This is a genomic window from Pantoea sp. JZ29, assembly GCF_035190385.1.
Lineage (GTDB): Bacteria > Pseudomonadota > Gammaproteobacteria > Enterobacterales > Enterobacteriaceae > Pantoea > Pantoea stewartii.
In genome coordinates this window covers 2,277,651-2,291,243 of sequence record NZ_CP045241.1, presented here as the reverse complement: position 1 = coordinate 2,291,243, position 13,593 = coordinate 2,277,651, and the positions used below count along the sequence as shown (strand labels likewise).

The 13,593-nt window shown below is 50.7% G+C and carries 14 protein-coding genes and 1 pseudogene; 10 read left to right on the top strand and 5 right to left on the bottom strand.

The genetic code is table 11. The features are described 5' to 3' along the window. Positions 1–21 precede the first annotated feature (21 nt). Complete coding sequence (locus GC090_RS10635; protein WP_054633787.1) at positions 22–1,239, bottom strand: pectate lyase family protein; 1,218 nt, start codon at positions 1,237–1,239, stop codon at positions 22–24. 723 nt (positions 1,240–1,962) lie between these two features. On the opposite strand from GC090_RS10635, the gene GC090_RS10630 reads away from it, so the two are divergent. Next, positions 1,963–3,624, top strand: coding sequence for a methyl-accepting chemotaxis protein (locus GC090_RS10630; protein ID WP_324019697.1), 1,662 nt, complete (start codon positions 1,963–1,965; stop codon positions 3,622–3,624). A 169-nt stretch (positions 3,625–3,793) separates the two neighbouring features. Here GC090_RS10630 and GC090_RS10625 read toward each other — a convergent pair whose 3' ends face one another. Both GC090_RS10625 and GC090_RS10620 read right to left on the bottom strand, forming a co-directional pair. Continuing rightward, positions 3,794–4,255 (bottom strand): helix-turn-helix domain-containing protein, encoded by a 462-nt coding sequence (locus tag GC090_RS10625; RefSeq protein WP_233255757.1) that lies wholly within the window; start codon positions 4,253–4,255, stop codon positions 3,794–3,796. Between the two features lie 75 nt (positions 4,256–4,330). Then, positions 4,331–4,564: pseudogene (locus tag GC090_RS10620) on the bottom strand (AraC family transcriptional regulator); the annotation flags it as partial. A gap of 99 nt (positions 4,565–4,663) precedes the next feature. On the opposite strand from GC090_RS10620, the gene GC090_RS10615 reads away from it, so the two are divergent. Beyond that, positions 4,664–5,050: a nuclear transport factor 2 family protein gene (locus tag GC090_RS10615; protein WP_324021568.1), complete on the top strand. Its 387-nt coding sequence runs from the start codon at positions 4,664–4,666 to the stop codon at positions 5,048–5,050. A gap of 187 nt (positions 5,051–5,237) precedes the next feature. Here GC090_RS10615 and GC090_RS10610 read toward each other — a convergent pair whose 3' ends face one another. Together GC090_RS10610 and GC090_RS10605 are read right to left on the bottom strand one after the other, a co-directional pair. After that, positions 5,238–5,534: an NIPSNAP family protein gene (locus tag GC090_RS10610; protein ID WP_039340383.1), complete on the bottom strand. Its 297-nt coding sequence runs from the start codon at positions 5,532–5,534 to the stop codon at positions 5,238–5,240. Between the two features lie 342 nt (positions 5,535–5,876). Then, positions 5,877–6,608: an SDR family NAD(P)-dependent oxidoreductase gene (locus GC090_RS10605; RefSeq protein ID WP_172912474.1), complete on the bottom strand. Its 732-nt coding sequence runs from the start codon at positions 6,606–6,608 to the stop codon at positions 5,877–5,879. Positions 6,609–6,707: 99 nt separating this feature from the next. On the opposite strand from GC090_RS10605, the gene GC090_RS10600 reads away from it, so the two are divergent. The 8 genes from GC090_RS10600 (at position 6,708) to glnQ (ending at position 13,581) form a co-directional block, all read left to right on the top strand. After that, the gene (locus tag GC090_RS10600; RefSeq protein WP_033741436.1) at positions 6,708–7,088 is read left to right on the top strand and encodes a winged helix-turn-helix transcriptional regulator; all 381 of its coding nucleotides are present in this window, start codon (positions 6,708–6,710) and stop codon (positions 7,086–7,088) included. 290 nt (positions 7,089–7,378) lie between these two features. Beyond that, a complete protein-coding gene (locus tag GC090_RS10595) occupies positions 7,379–7,912 on the top strand; it encodes a GNAT family N-acetyltransferase (protein ID WP_324019696.1) in 534 nt (177 codons plus the stop codon). A gap of 492 nt (positions 7,913–8,404) precedes the next feature. Continuing rightward, positions 8,405–9,262, top strand: coding sequence for a MurR/RpiR family transcriptional regulator (locus GC090_RS10590; RefSeq protein WP_039340377.1), 858 nt, complete (start codon positions 8,405–8,407; stop codon positions 9,260–9,262). Positions 9,263–9,391: 129 nt separating this feature from the next. Beyond that, the gene (locus tag GC090_RS10585; protein WP_324019695.1) at positions 9,392–10,720 is read left to right on the top strand and encodes an aspartate aminotransferase family protein; all 1,329 of its coding nucleotides are present in this window, start codon (positions 9,392–9,394) and stop codon (positions 10,718–10,720) included. Then, the gene (locus GC090_RS10580; RefSeq protein ID WP_324021566.1) at positions 10,720–11,271 is read left to right on the top strand and encodes a carboxymuconolactone decarboxylase family protein; all 552 of its coding nucleotides are present in this window, start codon (positions 10,720–10,722) and stop codon (positions 11,269–11,271) included. The genes GC090_RS10585 and GC090_RS10580 overlap by 1 nt, the downstream gene beginning before the upstream one ends. A 125-nt stretch (positions 11,272–11,396) precedes the next feature. Continuing rightward, on the top strand, positions 11,397–12,149 hold the full coding sequence (gene glnH, locus GC090_RS10575; protein WP_324019694.1) for a glutamine ABC transporter substrate-binding protein GlnH: 753 nt from the start codon (positions 11,397–11,399) through the stop codon (positions 12,147–12,149). 50 nt (positions 12,150–12,199) lie between these two features. Beyond that, a complete protein-coding gene (glnP, locus tag GC090_RS10570) occupies positions 12,200–12,856 on the top strand; it encodes a glutamine ABC transporter permease GlnP (protein ID WP_324019693.1) in 657 nt (218 codons plus the stop codon). A gap of 2 nt (positions 12,857–12,858) precedes the next feature. After that, complete coding sequence (glnQ, locus tag GC090_RS10565; protein WP_039341571.1) at positions 12,859–13,581, top strand: glutamine ABC transporter ATP-binding protein GlnQ; 723 nt, start codon at positions 12,859–12,861, stop codon at positions 13,579–13,581. Positions 13,582–13,593: the final 12 nt, after the last annotated feature.

Here is a 13,593-nt window from a genome sequence, read left to right as displayed (position 1 = left end):
GGAAACCCTCACATTAAAAACTTACCGCACCGGACTGTGAATATGGCCCACGCCAGCTTCACGGGGCACCTGGACGCTGGCCACCTCTGCGGAAACAGGCGAGACGAGCCAGGCGCGATCGTATCTGAAAGCCTCCAGGACCGTGATATCTTGTGGGCGATAGTCGGTGCCGCTCTGGGTTTGCAGATTACTGACACAGCGCCTGCCCAGATTTTTCAGACAGGCGTTTTCCCCAGCGGCGGCGTTCGTATCAAAAAGCGCGAAGGCATTACCGGGCTGTCGGATGTCGTTAAACAGCGGATGAGCCACATTCTCAAAGGCGTTACCTTCCACCAGCAGACGCGAAGAGGGTGTTCTGGACATTATCGCGCCCTGATACGTCAGATTGACAAAGACATTGTTAACCAGCTGCGCCAGGACACTGGCATTGCCCATCCCACCGGCATGCGGGGCACGCCCGGAGGTATCATGAACATAATTGCGCGCGACCGTTAATGTGTCATGCTGCCCCAGAAACAGCCAGACCCAGTAATGGTGACCGTCGCAGGTTGCGGAATAGGGTGTTCTGCCGTCAAATTCGTTATCGGAAAGCGTGACATGGGACGCGGAGCCCCAGCCCGTGACAATCATCTGTCGGCCAATGCGGGCGAAAGTATTGTGATCAATCCACACACCCTCCGCATTATCAACGGTAAGGGCATCCCCTCCCCAGACCAGCTGCGGATTGATATCTGACAGTGTCAGATTGCGGATAATCACGTTGTGAACGCCGCCACCGACGTAAAGCCCGATGCCCTGAATCCCCGCATGTGCCCCTACACCAATCAGCGTCTTGTTTGATCCCACCTTAAGACGGTCTAAACCGGCATTATCATAGGTCACCGAAACCGGCGCTTTGCCCTGACAAAACTGGTTGGCACCGTTGCGCGCCAATTGACCACCGCCTCCTGGGCAGGCATTTGCCATGCAACCCCTTTCCGTGGTCGTGGCTTTGCCGTTGACCATGACCGTTCCACGAAAATCGACGGTATGATCCAGAGCGATGATCCGGGGACGATCATCCGTACAGTTTCCGTGTCGGTCATAGGTGGCGCACAACGCCTTCACCAGATCATCAGTGCGGATGGGATGAACAACCGCGCCACCGCTACCGCCCGTCACGCCTTTGGCAAAGCCGTCCGGCAGATCGGCAGCGCGCGATAACGCGGACGTCAGGCAAAGAACCGCAAGGAGGAACATCGTGAACAATCCGTAAAAAGGGCGGAAAACAGCCTGTCTACAGAGCGTGTGAACTGAAAACCTGAAGCGACAGTGCGGGCTTTTCATTCCTGTCCTCTCAACGACGCCGTGTTGCGCTGACATACCGGGCCCGCATCGATGTCGAGCGGGGGAAGAGCCTGTCGAACCCACCAGGCCACTCGCATCGTACAGGAAAGTCGAAATGAACGTACAGCCGTGACCCGCAGGTGCGTCACAGGACGATCATGGGCATACAGGCAACGTAAACATGTCCCTGCGCATCAGACCGTCGCGCTCAGGGCTGATCGCGTCAGCCGAAAACTGCGCCGTTACCGCGTTGTTCCGCTGCCTGCCAGAAGTGGATGCAAATACAACAGTTTCTACTGTAAATAAGGACGCCATCCTGCCGATGTAAGGTTAAACCTGTCGCAACAACTGGAGCGAACATAAAGACATATGCGTCGTATAATTTATACTTCGCGTAGTGTGAAAAGTGCCGTTTGTCATGTCTGCCTCAGGCTTTTACTCACCGAATCTGAACCATGTTGAACGTGCTGTTTATGTCCCCGGCCCAACTTTGTTTTCATCACCTGTCACAGTAATAGGTCATTCTCTGATCATTTTTATTAAATGATATTTTTCTCCCGCCGATAAATCGTCTGAATGTTTGAGTTAGTACTGATATTCATCAGTCATCAGAATCCCTTTATGGCAGGAAATAACATGACCATTACACAGCGTTTACTCTTTACCTTTTCACTCCTTTCTGCTGCCCTGGTGACAATGGTTATCGTTGCAGTGCTGGTGGCGGGCGGCTTTCAGTCCCGCTTTAACTATGTTCAGGAAAATACGGTTCCGTCCATTCTGGACATCGGCAAAATGGTCGACAGCAGTAATGCGCTTGTCATCTCACTTTACCGCCACCAGAGTGCAACAGACCCGCGCCGTCAGGCTGTGCTGGAAAAGGAAATCGAGGGGGCGATTAGCCAGATTAAGTCGCTCAACCAGTATTATCTGAAGAATGATATTTCAAGCGATGAGGACCGTCAGTTAACGGAAAATTCGTTTGCCGCTATCAAAAAAGTTGAGGACACTTTACCGGCTTTTCTGGCCGCCTCTCGTGCACAAAATGATGCGGCTTCACTTGGCTCCCTTCAGGGTAACGACGGTATTGGTGCCGCTGCGCGTCAGCTTAATGCCGGTTTTCAGAAGCAGCTGAAACTCAACGTAGACATTGGTAATGCGCTGCGCAAACAAAATGATCACACTTATAACGTAACAGTGTGGAGCCTCATCGGCGGTTCTGCCATAGCCATTATCATTCTCGCATTCTTCGCCCTCAGAACCATTTTTGGCATCAAACGTCAGTTGAACGGCATGCGTCATGTAATGGAAACCGCCAGTGAACGCCTTGACCTGACGCTGCGTGCAGATGTGAGTCGCCGGGATGAAATTGGCCTGACCGCCAGCGCCTTTAACCATCTGATTGAGAATGTGTCAGACTCACTTTCTAAGGTTGAAGCGTCGGCTCAGTCTGTCAGTTCAGCATCGGCGCAGATTTCGGCCGGCAACGAAGATCTGTCTTCGCGCACGGAGGAGCAGGCCGCGTCGCTTGAGCAGACAGCAGCAAGCATGTCTGAACTCAGTGAAACCGTTCGTCAGACCGCAGAAAACACACGGCTTGCCAGCCAACTGGCCAAAAATGCACAGGACATTTCAGAAGACAGCGCAGGCCGTGTCCGCACACTGCTGTCGACGATGGGCGATATCAAAGACAGTTCCGCAAAAATTACTGACATCATTGCGCTGATTGAAGGTATTGCCTTCCAGACCAATATTCTTGCCCTCAACGCCGCTGTTGAAGCGGCTCGGGCAGGGGAGCAGGGGCGCGGATTTGCCGTGGTGGCAGGTGAAGTCCGTAATCTTGCACAGCGGTCATCCTCTTCAGCCCGTGAAATTAAAGAGCTGATCGAATCGTCTATGAGTTTTGTCCAGGCAGGCTCCGAACAGGCTGAGGGCGTTGGCAGTAACATGTCACGCATGAATGATGCCGTCAGGCAGGTTACCGATCTTGTGGATGAAATCTCTGTGGCCGCCAGTGAGCAGTCACAGGGGATCAGCCAGGTGCATCAGGCCGTTAACCAGATGGATGATGTCACTCAGCAGAACGCCGCGCTGGTTGAAGAAGCCTCGGCTGCCTCAAATTCGCTGATGGAGCAGGCCGCATCACTGAACCAGTTGGTCAATAACTTCACCCTTAAACCGGTTTCACACGTCCCTGCGGTGGTCCGCAGCAAGGTGGTAACTTCTTCACACGCGCCATCGTCTTTTCGTTCAGGTCCTGCCGTTGCAGCAGCAGATGAAAACAACTGGCAGAGTTTCTGATCTTTACGTTAACAGCGTTTCATTTAATTAAGGGCTGACACCGGCCCTTTTACTTTTTTATGCAGGAAACTTTTTCAGCATAAAAGCCTGAATCTGCTTATTAGTGCGTTTTATCAGAAGCACCGTCTGCTTTGATCCAGAAGCCGATGCTTAATGCGGGCCTGCATATTTAAATTCTGAATCGTGCAGGAGTGGTGCCAAATACCCTGCGAAACATGGCGATAAAGGCACTCACGTTGTCATATCCAAGTTCCAGTGCAACTGTCGTCACTTGCTTGCCTGCGGCAAGAAGCTCAAGAGCTTTGAGTAACCGTATGCGCTGTCGCCATTCATTAAAGCTAAAACCGGTTTCGGATCTGAAACGCCGTGTCAGTGTGCGTGACGATACTCCCGCCCAGAATGCCCATTCTTCAAGTGTGCGACCGTCATCTGGACTCTCAGACAGCACCTGAGCAACTTTTAAGAGCCGTATATCCTGCGGCATTGGCAACCCAAGATTAACGCTGGGAAGCGAACCGATTTCATCAAGGATAACGTCAGATAAACGTTTTTGAGGCGCATTAAGCTCTGCAACCTTCCAGGAGGCTGCTCGTGTTATCGCTTCGCGTAGCAGATTTGTAACTGAGAGCACAGCAGGCTTATCAGATAATGCGCCACAGGCCGCAGCAGATATATAAACACTCCATCCTGAATATGGGCCGTGCGAGCGCAGACCATGCGGAATATTTGGAGGTATCCACACGGCATGCGTTGCCGGTACGACCCAGCGACACTCTTCCGCATCGATCGTAAGCAGCCCATGCTCAGCGCCGAGTAACTGTCCGCGAATGTGATGGTGACGTGGTGTTTCCCTTATTGCATCCGACTGGCGGGCCGCGACAATCAAAGTGGGTCCATCAGAAGAAAAAGCCCGGGAGAATGGAATTAACGGGTCGGTCATATTGGCTTATTTGAGGTATTTATTGTCTTTTATACCGTACCGAAGCCATCAGGTCGATTGTAGAGTACTGATAACTTATGATGAGGACTGACCATGAAAATGATTTCTATTGCTAACGTATTGGATGAGATTATTAACCAACAGGAAATCCCCCTGGAAGAGATACTTAATCGCCACTTTAGTCCCGGTTATCGGCAGCGCACTGATAATGAGTGGGGAAGTTTAAATAGCTTTGCTCATCATGCTCGTAAACTTCGCGAAATAATTTCTTTCGGCAAAATTGATGTGCATGACGAACTTCGTGAAGGCAATCTCTATGCTACCAGACATCGTGTATTGTGTACTAAGCGCAATGGGGAAGAGGTTGAGATGGAAGTTTATATGTTTGCTGAAACAGATGATTCAGGGCTATTTGTTCGTATTGAAGAAGCCACACTTATGCTTAAAGGTCTGGAAAGTGACCGGGACCTGGGTAGCACCAGGTAACAGGGGTTTAAATGTCCGCTTCTCGCTTATAGCGGACAAAGGAAGAGATTTTAGCGTCCGCTTTGTGCCAGAAGCGGACAGGCCAAATGCGCTTTGTATGACCCCGCCTTAACGGCCGGTTAATTGCTGTGTATCAATTTAAGTGACTGCGACAGGAATGTTCCTGCTGGCTGAGAAAGTCGCAAAGTCAGAAAAGTGTTTCCTTAATAATGATTTCATCCACCCGAAGGATTGAAGACATATCGAAACCTTCCATGTCTGACATGAACTCCTTGCTGGCCATATATTTCTGATTTATAGCTTGTATTTCGGCATCCTCCTGATAGGTAACTGTTGCAATGACCTGACATTCTTTCCCCAGATAAACATGATTTACATATATACCAAAGGCTGGGAGAGAGGCCATATGTCTGGGCCAGTGTCGGTGAAAATAAATTTCTGCTGACTGTTTGTCTTTGAGTGTATAAATTCTGACCTGTTTCATATTTTCAATCCTGCTGTTAAGGCTTTCATACAGAACAAAGTCAAAGCATACCTATTCTATTTCTGAGAAATTAGCAAAAGACCACTTTTCGCGCATAGCGGACCTTCAGCTCAGTCAGCCTGTCCACTTTGTGCCAGAAGCGGGCCTTGCTGAAATGATGTCGGATTCATTAACGGCGAGCGCGCCAATGCCGCAATAAGCCGCAGCATATCGCCTGCCGGACACCGATACTAATAAACGGGAATTTGAGCACAGCCATCTGGCTAAAGAAAAACCGGGTCGTCGCCCGGTTCGTTTCTCGTACAGCTTTTCTCTGATCTTAGTAAAACTGAACGGCATGCCTCATACCTGTGTCATGCCACCATCCACACAGATTTCTGCTCCGGCTATATAACTGCTTTCATCACTTGCAAGGAACAGGGCGGCACTGGCAATTTCTTCAGGTCTGCCCATTCTTGATAAGGGAATGGTGCTGATTATCTCATTTCGTAGCTCTTCAGAGGCTGCACGCATCATCTCCGTATCGACAGGGCCGGGGGCGACAACATTAACGCGGATGCCACGGGCGGAGAGTTCACGTGTCCATGTGCGGGCAAAAGAACGAAGTGCTGCTTTACTGGCACCATATACGCCATATCCCGGCGTGCCAATCACATCGGCAACCGAACCTATCAAAACGACGCTCGCTCCCTCCTTCATCAGAGGAAGGGCTGCCTGCAGAGCAAAAAGCGGTGAGCGCACATTCAGGCCAAAAACAGCATCAAAATGTGTCGGCGTGACGTCATCAATCGTCGAGTATTCGGCCATGCCGGCGTTGATGACCAGCACATCTATCTGGCGGGATTCTGTCTTGATTAAATCGACTATTCGCGTCAGTTCACTTATCTGGCTGACGTCAGCACGGACTGGCCTGGCAGTGCCCTTTATGGTCTGACTGGCTGCTTCTAACTCCTCATTACGGCGTGAGGTCAGCCAGGTTGTGGCACCTTCACTGGCAAATCGCTGGCTGATAGCCAGACCAATGCCTTTTGCACCGCCGAGTATCAGGGCAACTTTATTCTCTAATCTACTCATCTGCTCTCTCCTGTCAGGGTGGAAAACAGATGATATAATTTGTAAACTTAATAACAATTACGCACTTTATTTATATCAGGTATCGGGGAATATATCGCCATGTCTCAAACTGATTGTAATGACCTGAAAGAAATAGGGAAAACGCGGCCGGTTCTGGAGAACATAACCAATAAATGGTCAATTTTAATTCTCACTGTGCTTTGTAATGAACCTGTGCGCTTCAACGAACTCCGTCGCCGGCTGGAGGGTATTACGCACAAAGCATTGTCTGATGCGCTGAAGCGGCTTGAGCGCAATGGATTGGTGCTGCGAAAGGTGCTGCCTACTTCACCAGTGAGCGTGGAGTACAGCCTTACACCACTGGCACAGACGCTTCAGGAGCCATTCAGTGCGCTGTATGGATGGGCGCTAAAACATGGAGCGGAAATGGAACGGGCTCAGTTGATGTACGATACCAGACAGGCGGAAGAGATTTGCTGAAGAGTCGTAATGTTGAATCCTGTTGCGATGCGCGCTCAGTTTTACAGGCCAGCATCGAAAAATGTTGATTACTGAAGCCCGACGTTTCCTGACAATGCTTTATGTGGATGTCCGCTTTGCACCAGAAGCGGACATTTACGTATGAGGTAAGCACTCTGTCACCATGAGTTTTCCAGATTCATTTTCATCCTTGCGTAAGATGTGATGTATGGTTTGAACCAGGTAAGCTGATTTTCGACTGAATGTGATTTTGCTAACATGAAACGCCATTGCGTTTGTGAGAGGTAACAGTGATTCACTTAAGACAGGCTCAGCGCAGTGATGCCGATGCAATAGCACATCTGCACACCGCAGGATGGAGAGATACCTACACGAAAGTGATGTCTGCGGATTTCCTTGAAAATCAGGCGCAGGAAGATCGACTTTCACACTGGCGCTCAGCACTGAATCAGAGCAATGAAAGCGAAACAGTGTTTGTAGCTGAATATGATGGAAAGGTTGAAGGCTTCATATGTATTAAGCTCCACTATGATGCGCAGTGGGGCTGTTATATAGACAGCCTGCATGTAAGCTCTTCACTACGTGGTCTCGGTGTAGGAAAACAACTTCTCTGGCGCGCAGCCGAATGGGTCAAGAGCAGGGATGATGAGTCACCGCTCTATTTGTGGGTGTTTGAAGATAACACCCAGGCAACAGCTTTTTATCAGCGCCTCGGGGGCACCATTGTGGAGAGAACATTATCCGATATGCCTTCATCAGATCATGCCCCGGTATTCAGAATCAGCTGGAAAAATGCCGGTCAGCTTCTGATATCTGCTTGCTGAAAAATTAGCCAATGCCTTTTCTCTCTAAAATCGACACCGCTGCCGGCCTGCTTACCGATTACCTTTTCAGGTAGTGTAAGGAACGAACGGGCGATTTTATGTCTCGATCGGTTCCCGTTAAACCCAACACGGCTGTGTAAGTAAAATTTCCACCTGCTGTGAACACCCCAAACGGCCGCTCCTCACTCACAGCAGACACTACCTTTCCCCTGTCTGTTCAGGACCAACTACGGCTTAACGAAAAGATGAGTGAACGGCAGGTCATCGGTACGAGGCAGCCAGTATTCCCTGGAGTTTCAAATTATTATAAGAAAAGGGAAATCAGCAAAATTCAGAAAGTGCTTTGCAAGACAGCGATGAGCGACAAACAAACGTTGACCCTGCTGTGAAAAGTATAATGAAGCCGTAAAACCAGGGGATGCTTCCCGTTTATAGAGTCTCTTAAGCAAATGTGTTTAGATACCTGAACTTTAACGCCTGTGAAGAGTGGCTATGAATCCAAGAGAAAACATTCTCAGTGAGTTCAGTACATTGTCTGCGGAACTGCAACGCGCTGCGGAATACTCCCTGCAGAATACCAACCAACTGGTCGTGCAATCGATGCGCACCTTTGCCTTTCAGGCTGGAGTTAAACCTGCCACTCTGCTCCGTCTGGCAAAACGGCTGGGGTATAGCGGTTGGGGTGAGCTAAAAGACGCGTTCATCGATGATATTGGGCTGCGTAATGATACATATGTATCCAGGGCTGAAAAGCTCGTTGCGTCGGGTCCACAGTCTCAACTTTACAGTGAGATGTTCCAGGCGCATCAAAGTAATCTCGAATTCACACATAATGAAAACCGTCCGATGATGGAGCAGTCCGTGTCCCTGCTGGATGCGGCTGAGAATGTCTATATCTGCGGTTTCCGTGCCAGTTTCCCTATTGCCTGGTCGCTGTTCTACATTTATCGCTTGTTTCACCGCAACGTATCCTTGATCGATGGCCTGGCGAGTAATATCGAAGTCTTTACACGAGAATTCAGTTCAGACGATTGTGTCTTACTTATCAGCTTTGCTCCGTATTCTCGCGAGTCTCTGGCGGTATTGCAGGCCGCACAACGGGCGGGCGCGAAGATCATTGCGATTACCGATTCGCTGGTGTCACCGTTAGCCCAGGCCGCCGATTGTAAAATGTTGTTTTCCATCGACAGTCCGTCCTTTTTCCCTTCCGTCGTTTCTGGCATGGGGCTGGCAGAGTGCCTGCTCGCGATGCTGGTTGCCCGTCATGGCCGCGATGCGGTGAGTAAAATCGAAAATGCTGAGCGCTATTTGATGGAGTCGGGCGCTTATGTGGTACAGGGTAAACCCTGACAGCATGAGGCAAAGGGATCGGTCATAAGAAAACAGAATGCATTTGAATCATAATTCCATTGACGTGATTCAAATGAATCCTGCAAGATGCGCTGAGTCTATACAGCGTATTCAGGAGCAGGATCCAGCATGAGTCATATCATCCACCGTAGCTTGCGTAGCACACCCATCGTGGCGGCGCGCGCGCAAGGCGCGTACATTTATGATACGAAGGGGAAACAGTATCTCGACGCCTGCGGGGGAGCGGCCGTTTCCTGTTTAGGACACGCCCATCCGGATGTTCTGGCCGCGATGCATCGCCAGATCGATCAGCTGGCTTATGCGCACACCAGTTTTTTCACCAGCGATACGGTCGAACAGCTCGCCGACCACCTGACGCGTAACGCGCCGGGCGATCTTAACTATGCCTATTTTGTCTCCGGCGGTTCGGAAGCGGTGGAAACCGCCCTCAAGCTGGCCCGTCAGTATTTTGTTGAAATCGGTCAGACGTCACGCACGAAGTTTATTGCCCGTAAGCAAAGCTATCATGGCAACACGCTGGGGGCGCTGGCTGTCGGCGGTAATGAATGGCGTCGCCGCCAGTTCGCGCCGCTGCTCATCGACGTGATCCGGGTTTCTGCCTGTAATGAGTATCGCGATCGCCTTGAACATGAAACCCAGCAGCAATACACCGATCGCCTGCTTAACGAGCTTGAGCAGGCGATCATTGAGGCTGGCCCGGAAACTATTATCGGTTTTTGTGCGGAAACGGTCGTCGGTGCCACCACCGGCGCCACACCGCCCACGCCCGGCTATCTGAAAGGCGTGCGTCGCCTGTGTGATAAATACGGCATTCTCTATATCGCTGATGAAGTGATGTGTGGAATGGGCCGCACCGGCACGCTGTATGCCGTTGAACAGGATGACGTGGTTCCCGATTTGGTGACCATCGCCAAAGGCCTGGGCGGCGGTTATCAACCCATTGGTGCCGTGCTGGCGAGTGAGAAAATTGTGTCAGCACTTCAGGCCGGTAGCGGGCTGTTCCAGCACGGCCATACCTATATCTGTCATGCGACCGCGGCGTCGGCCGCACTGGCGGTTCAGCACGTGATTGAGCGCGATAACCTGCTGGACGCGGTAAAACAGCAAGGGGCTTATCTGCACAATGCCCTGCGTGACGTGCTGGGCGAATTACCGCACGTGGGTGATACACGCGGGCGTGGTCTGTTTGCCGGCGTTGAGCTGGTCTCTGATAAAGCAGCTAAAACGCCGTTCGATCCGGGCCTTAAGTTCCATGCGGCTGTCAAAGCAAACTGTATGGCGCGCGGACTGATGGTCTATCCCATGGGCGGCACCCTGGACGGTCAGTATGGCGACCATATATTAATTGCGCCGCCGTTTATCGTGACGACCAGCCAGCTGGATTTTGTTGTGGACACACTGAATATCGTCATCCGTGAAGAGACGGCAAAATTATGATGAACCGTTTACCCCCGCTAAAAGCGGATGAGTGGGACGATGAGCAGCGCGTACTGGCGCAAGAGATTATCAACGGTCCGCGCGGCGCACTGCTCCCGCCTTTTGAGCCGCTGTTACGCAGCCCCGAGCTGATGGCGCATGCACAACGCATGGGGGAATATTTACGCTATCGTAGTGCGCTGGGCCAGCGCTTATCTGAGCTGGCGATTTTGATGACGGCACGGCACTGGTCGCAGCCTGTTGAGTGGGCCATTCACGCACCCATAGCGCGTGAAAAGGGGATTTCAGCGGCGGCTGTGCAGGCTATCAATGAAAAACGCCCTCCCATGGATTTAAAGCCGGATGAAGCGATCATTTACGCTTTCTGCCAGCAGTTACATCAGCAGCAAAACGTCAGTGATATCACCTGGCAGCAGGCCATCGAGTTATGGGGCGAAAAAGGCGTGGTCGATCTGATAGGTATTAATGGCTATTACAGTTTTCTTTCGATGGTAATGAACGGCGCGCAGACGCCGGTGCCCGACACGCAGGATCACATTATTCCTGCGTAAACTTTGGGTTTAATCAGGGCACGTCCTGACCTGTCCTGAATAATCAATATTCTCTTTTTTATATCCCGATGGACGCCATCGGGTGACATGCACTGCACGCTATTTCACTGACGCTGAGGGTTATTATGTCTGGATTATTTACTAAGTTAAACATTGCATTCGCGCTGGTCGCCTGTTCCGCCACCTTTGCTGTGGCAGCGCAGGATAAATTAGTGGTCGGCGTTGATACGGCTTTTGTGCCTTTTGAATTTAAACAAGGCGATAAATATGTTGGCTTCGATATTGATTTATGGAATGCCATCGCGAAAAAAATGAATGTCAGCTATGAATTACGGCCGATGGATTTTGGCGGATTAATTCCTGGCCTGCAGTCGCGCAACCTGGACGTTGCCATGGCGGGCATTACAATCACTGAACCTCGCAAGCAGGTCGTCGATTTCAGTGATGGCTACTACAACGCCGATTTATTAATCGCCGTCAAAAGCAACAACACGTCAATCACGAAGTTCAGCGATTTAATGGGCAAAAAAGTCGGCCTGAAACAGGGTACGGCTGCCGCCACGTTTATGAAAGGCAAATACAAAGCCGACTACGTTGAATTTCCCAATATCGATAATGCTTATCTCGATTTACAGGCCGGAAACCTGGATGCGGTTGTGCACGACTCGCCGAACGTCCTCTACTACGTAAAAACTGCCGGCGATGGCAAGATTAAAGCCGTCGGTGAAAACGACAGCATTCTGCCTCAGCAGTACGGCTTTGCGATGCAGAAAAACAGCCCTCTGACACCCAAAGTCAATGCCGCCCTTAAGGCACTGCGTGCTGACGGTACGTACAACAAAATCTATGTGAAATGGTTTGCTAAAGAACCGAAATAATCCCGCCAGGCCGGCGTGAGCTGGCCTCGTTTCGCTCCATGGGTCGAATTATGAATTTTGAAAGTAAATATATTTGGGAATCGTTGCCGATTCTTTTACAGGGATTGCAACTGACGCTGATTATTTCACTGTCAGGATTGTTAGGCGGTTTTATTATTGGATTACTGGCCGGCACCTGCCGTGCCTTAGGTGGCAAAATAGCCAAAACACTTTCGCTGATTTTTGTCGAAGTGATTCGTGGCACACCGATTATGGTACAGGTGATGTTTATTTATTTCGCGCTGCCGATGGTGCTGCCCATTCGCATTGAGCCGGTCACGGCAGCCATCGTAACGATTGTGATTAACTCGGGTGCCTATATCGCGGAAATCACGCGCGGAGCGATTCTTTCTATTAATAAAGGCTTCAAAGAAGCCAGTCTGGCAATGGGACTATCGCAGCGAAGTACATTGTGGCATGTCACCATGCCGTTAGCGCTGCGCCGTATGATCCCTGCCTTAGGCAATCAATGGATTATCAGTATCAAAGATACCTCACTGTTTATTGTCATTGGCGTGGCCGAATTAACGCGTCAGGGCCAGGAAATTATTGCCGGTAATTTTCGGGCACTTGAGGTATGGACCGCCGTGGCGATGATTTATCTGGCCGTCACGTTGTGCCTGAGTTTCCTGCTTAAGCAACTGGAGAAAAGGATGCATATTCTATGAGCATCGTTGAATTTAACGCGGTATCCAAAAACTTTGGCACAACGCAGGTCCTTCACGATATCAACTTAAAGATTGAAACCGGTGAAGTGGTGGTGATTATTGGCCCGTCAGGTTCCGGCAAATCCACACTTTTGCGCTGTATCAATAAACTTGAAGAGATATCTGGCGGAACGTTGCTGGTTGCGGGAAAACACATTACGGATCCGCATGCCAACGAGTGTGACATCCGCCGCGAAGCCGGCATGGTGTTTCAGCAGTTTCATCTGTTCCCGCATCTGACCGCGCTGGAAAATGTGATGTTCGGTCCGATTCGCGTACGCAAGCAGAGCAAAGCGGCCGCCCGTGAACAGGCAATGGCGTTACTGGAGCGTGTCGGGTTACGCGAACGTGCCGATCACTATCCTTCTGAACTCTCAGGTGGTCAACAGCAGCGCGTAGCCATTGCCCGGGCGCTGGCCGTTAAGCCTAAAATGATGCTGTTTGACGAACCGACATCGGCACTGGATCCTGAACTGCGCCATGAAGTATTAAAAGTCATGCGCTCGCTGGCTGAAGAAGGGATGACAATGATCATTGTGACGCATGAGATTGGCTTTGCCCGCGATGTGGCCTCGCGCCTGATCTTTATTGATGGTGGCACGATTGCCGAAGATGGTTCACCTGACAGGTTGCTTAACGCCAGCAGCAACCCGCGTCTTAAAGAATTTTTGCAGCATGTCTCCTGAACATAAGTGAAT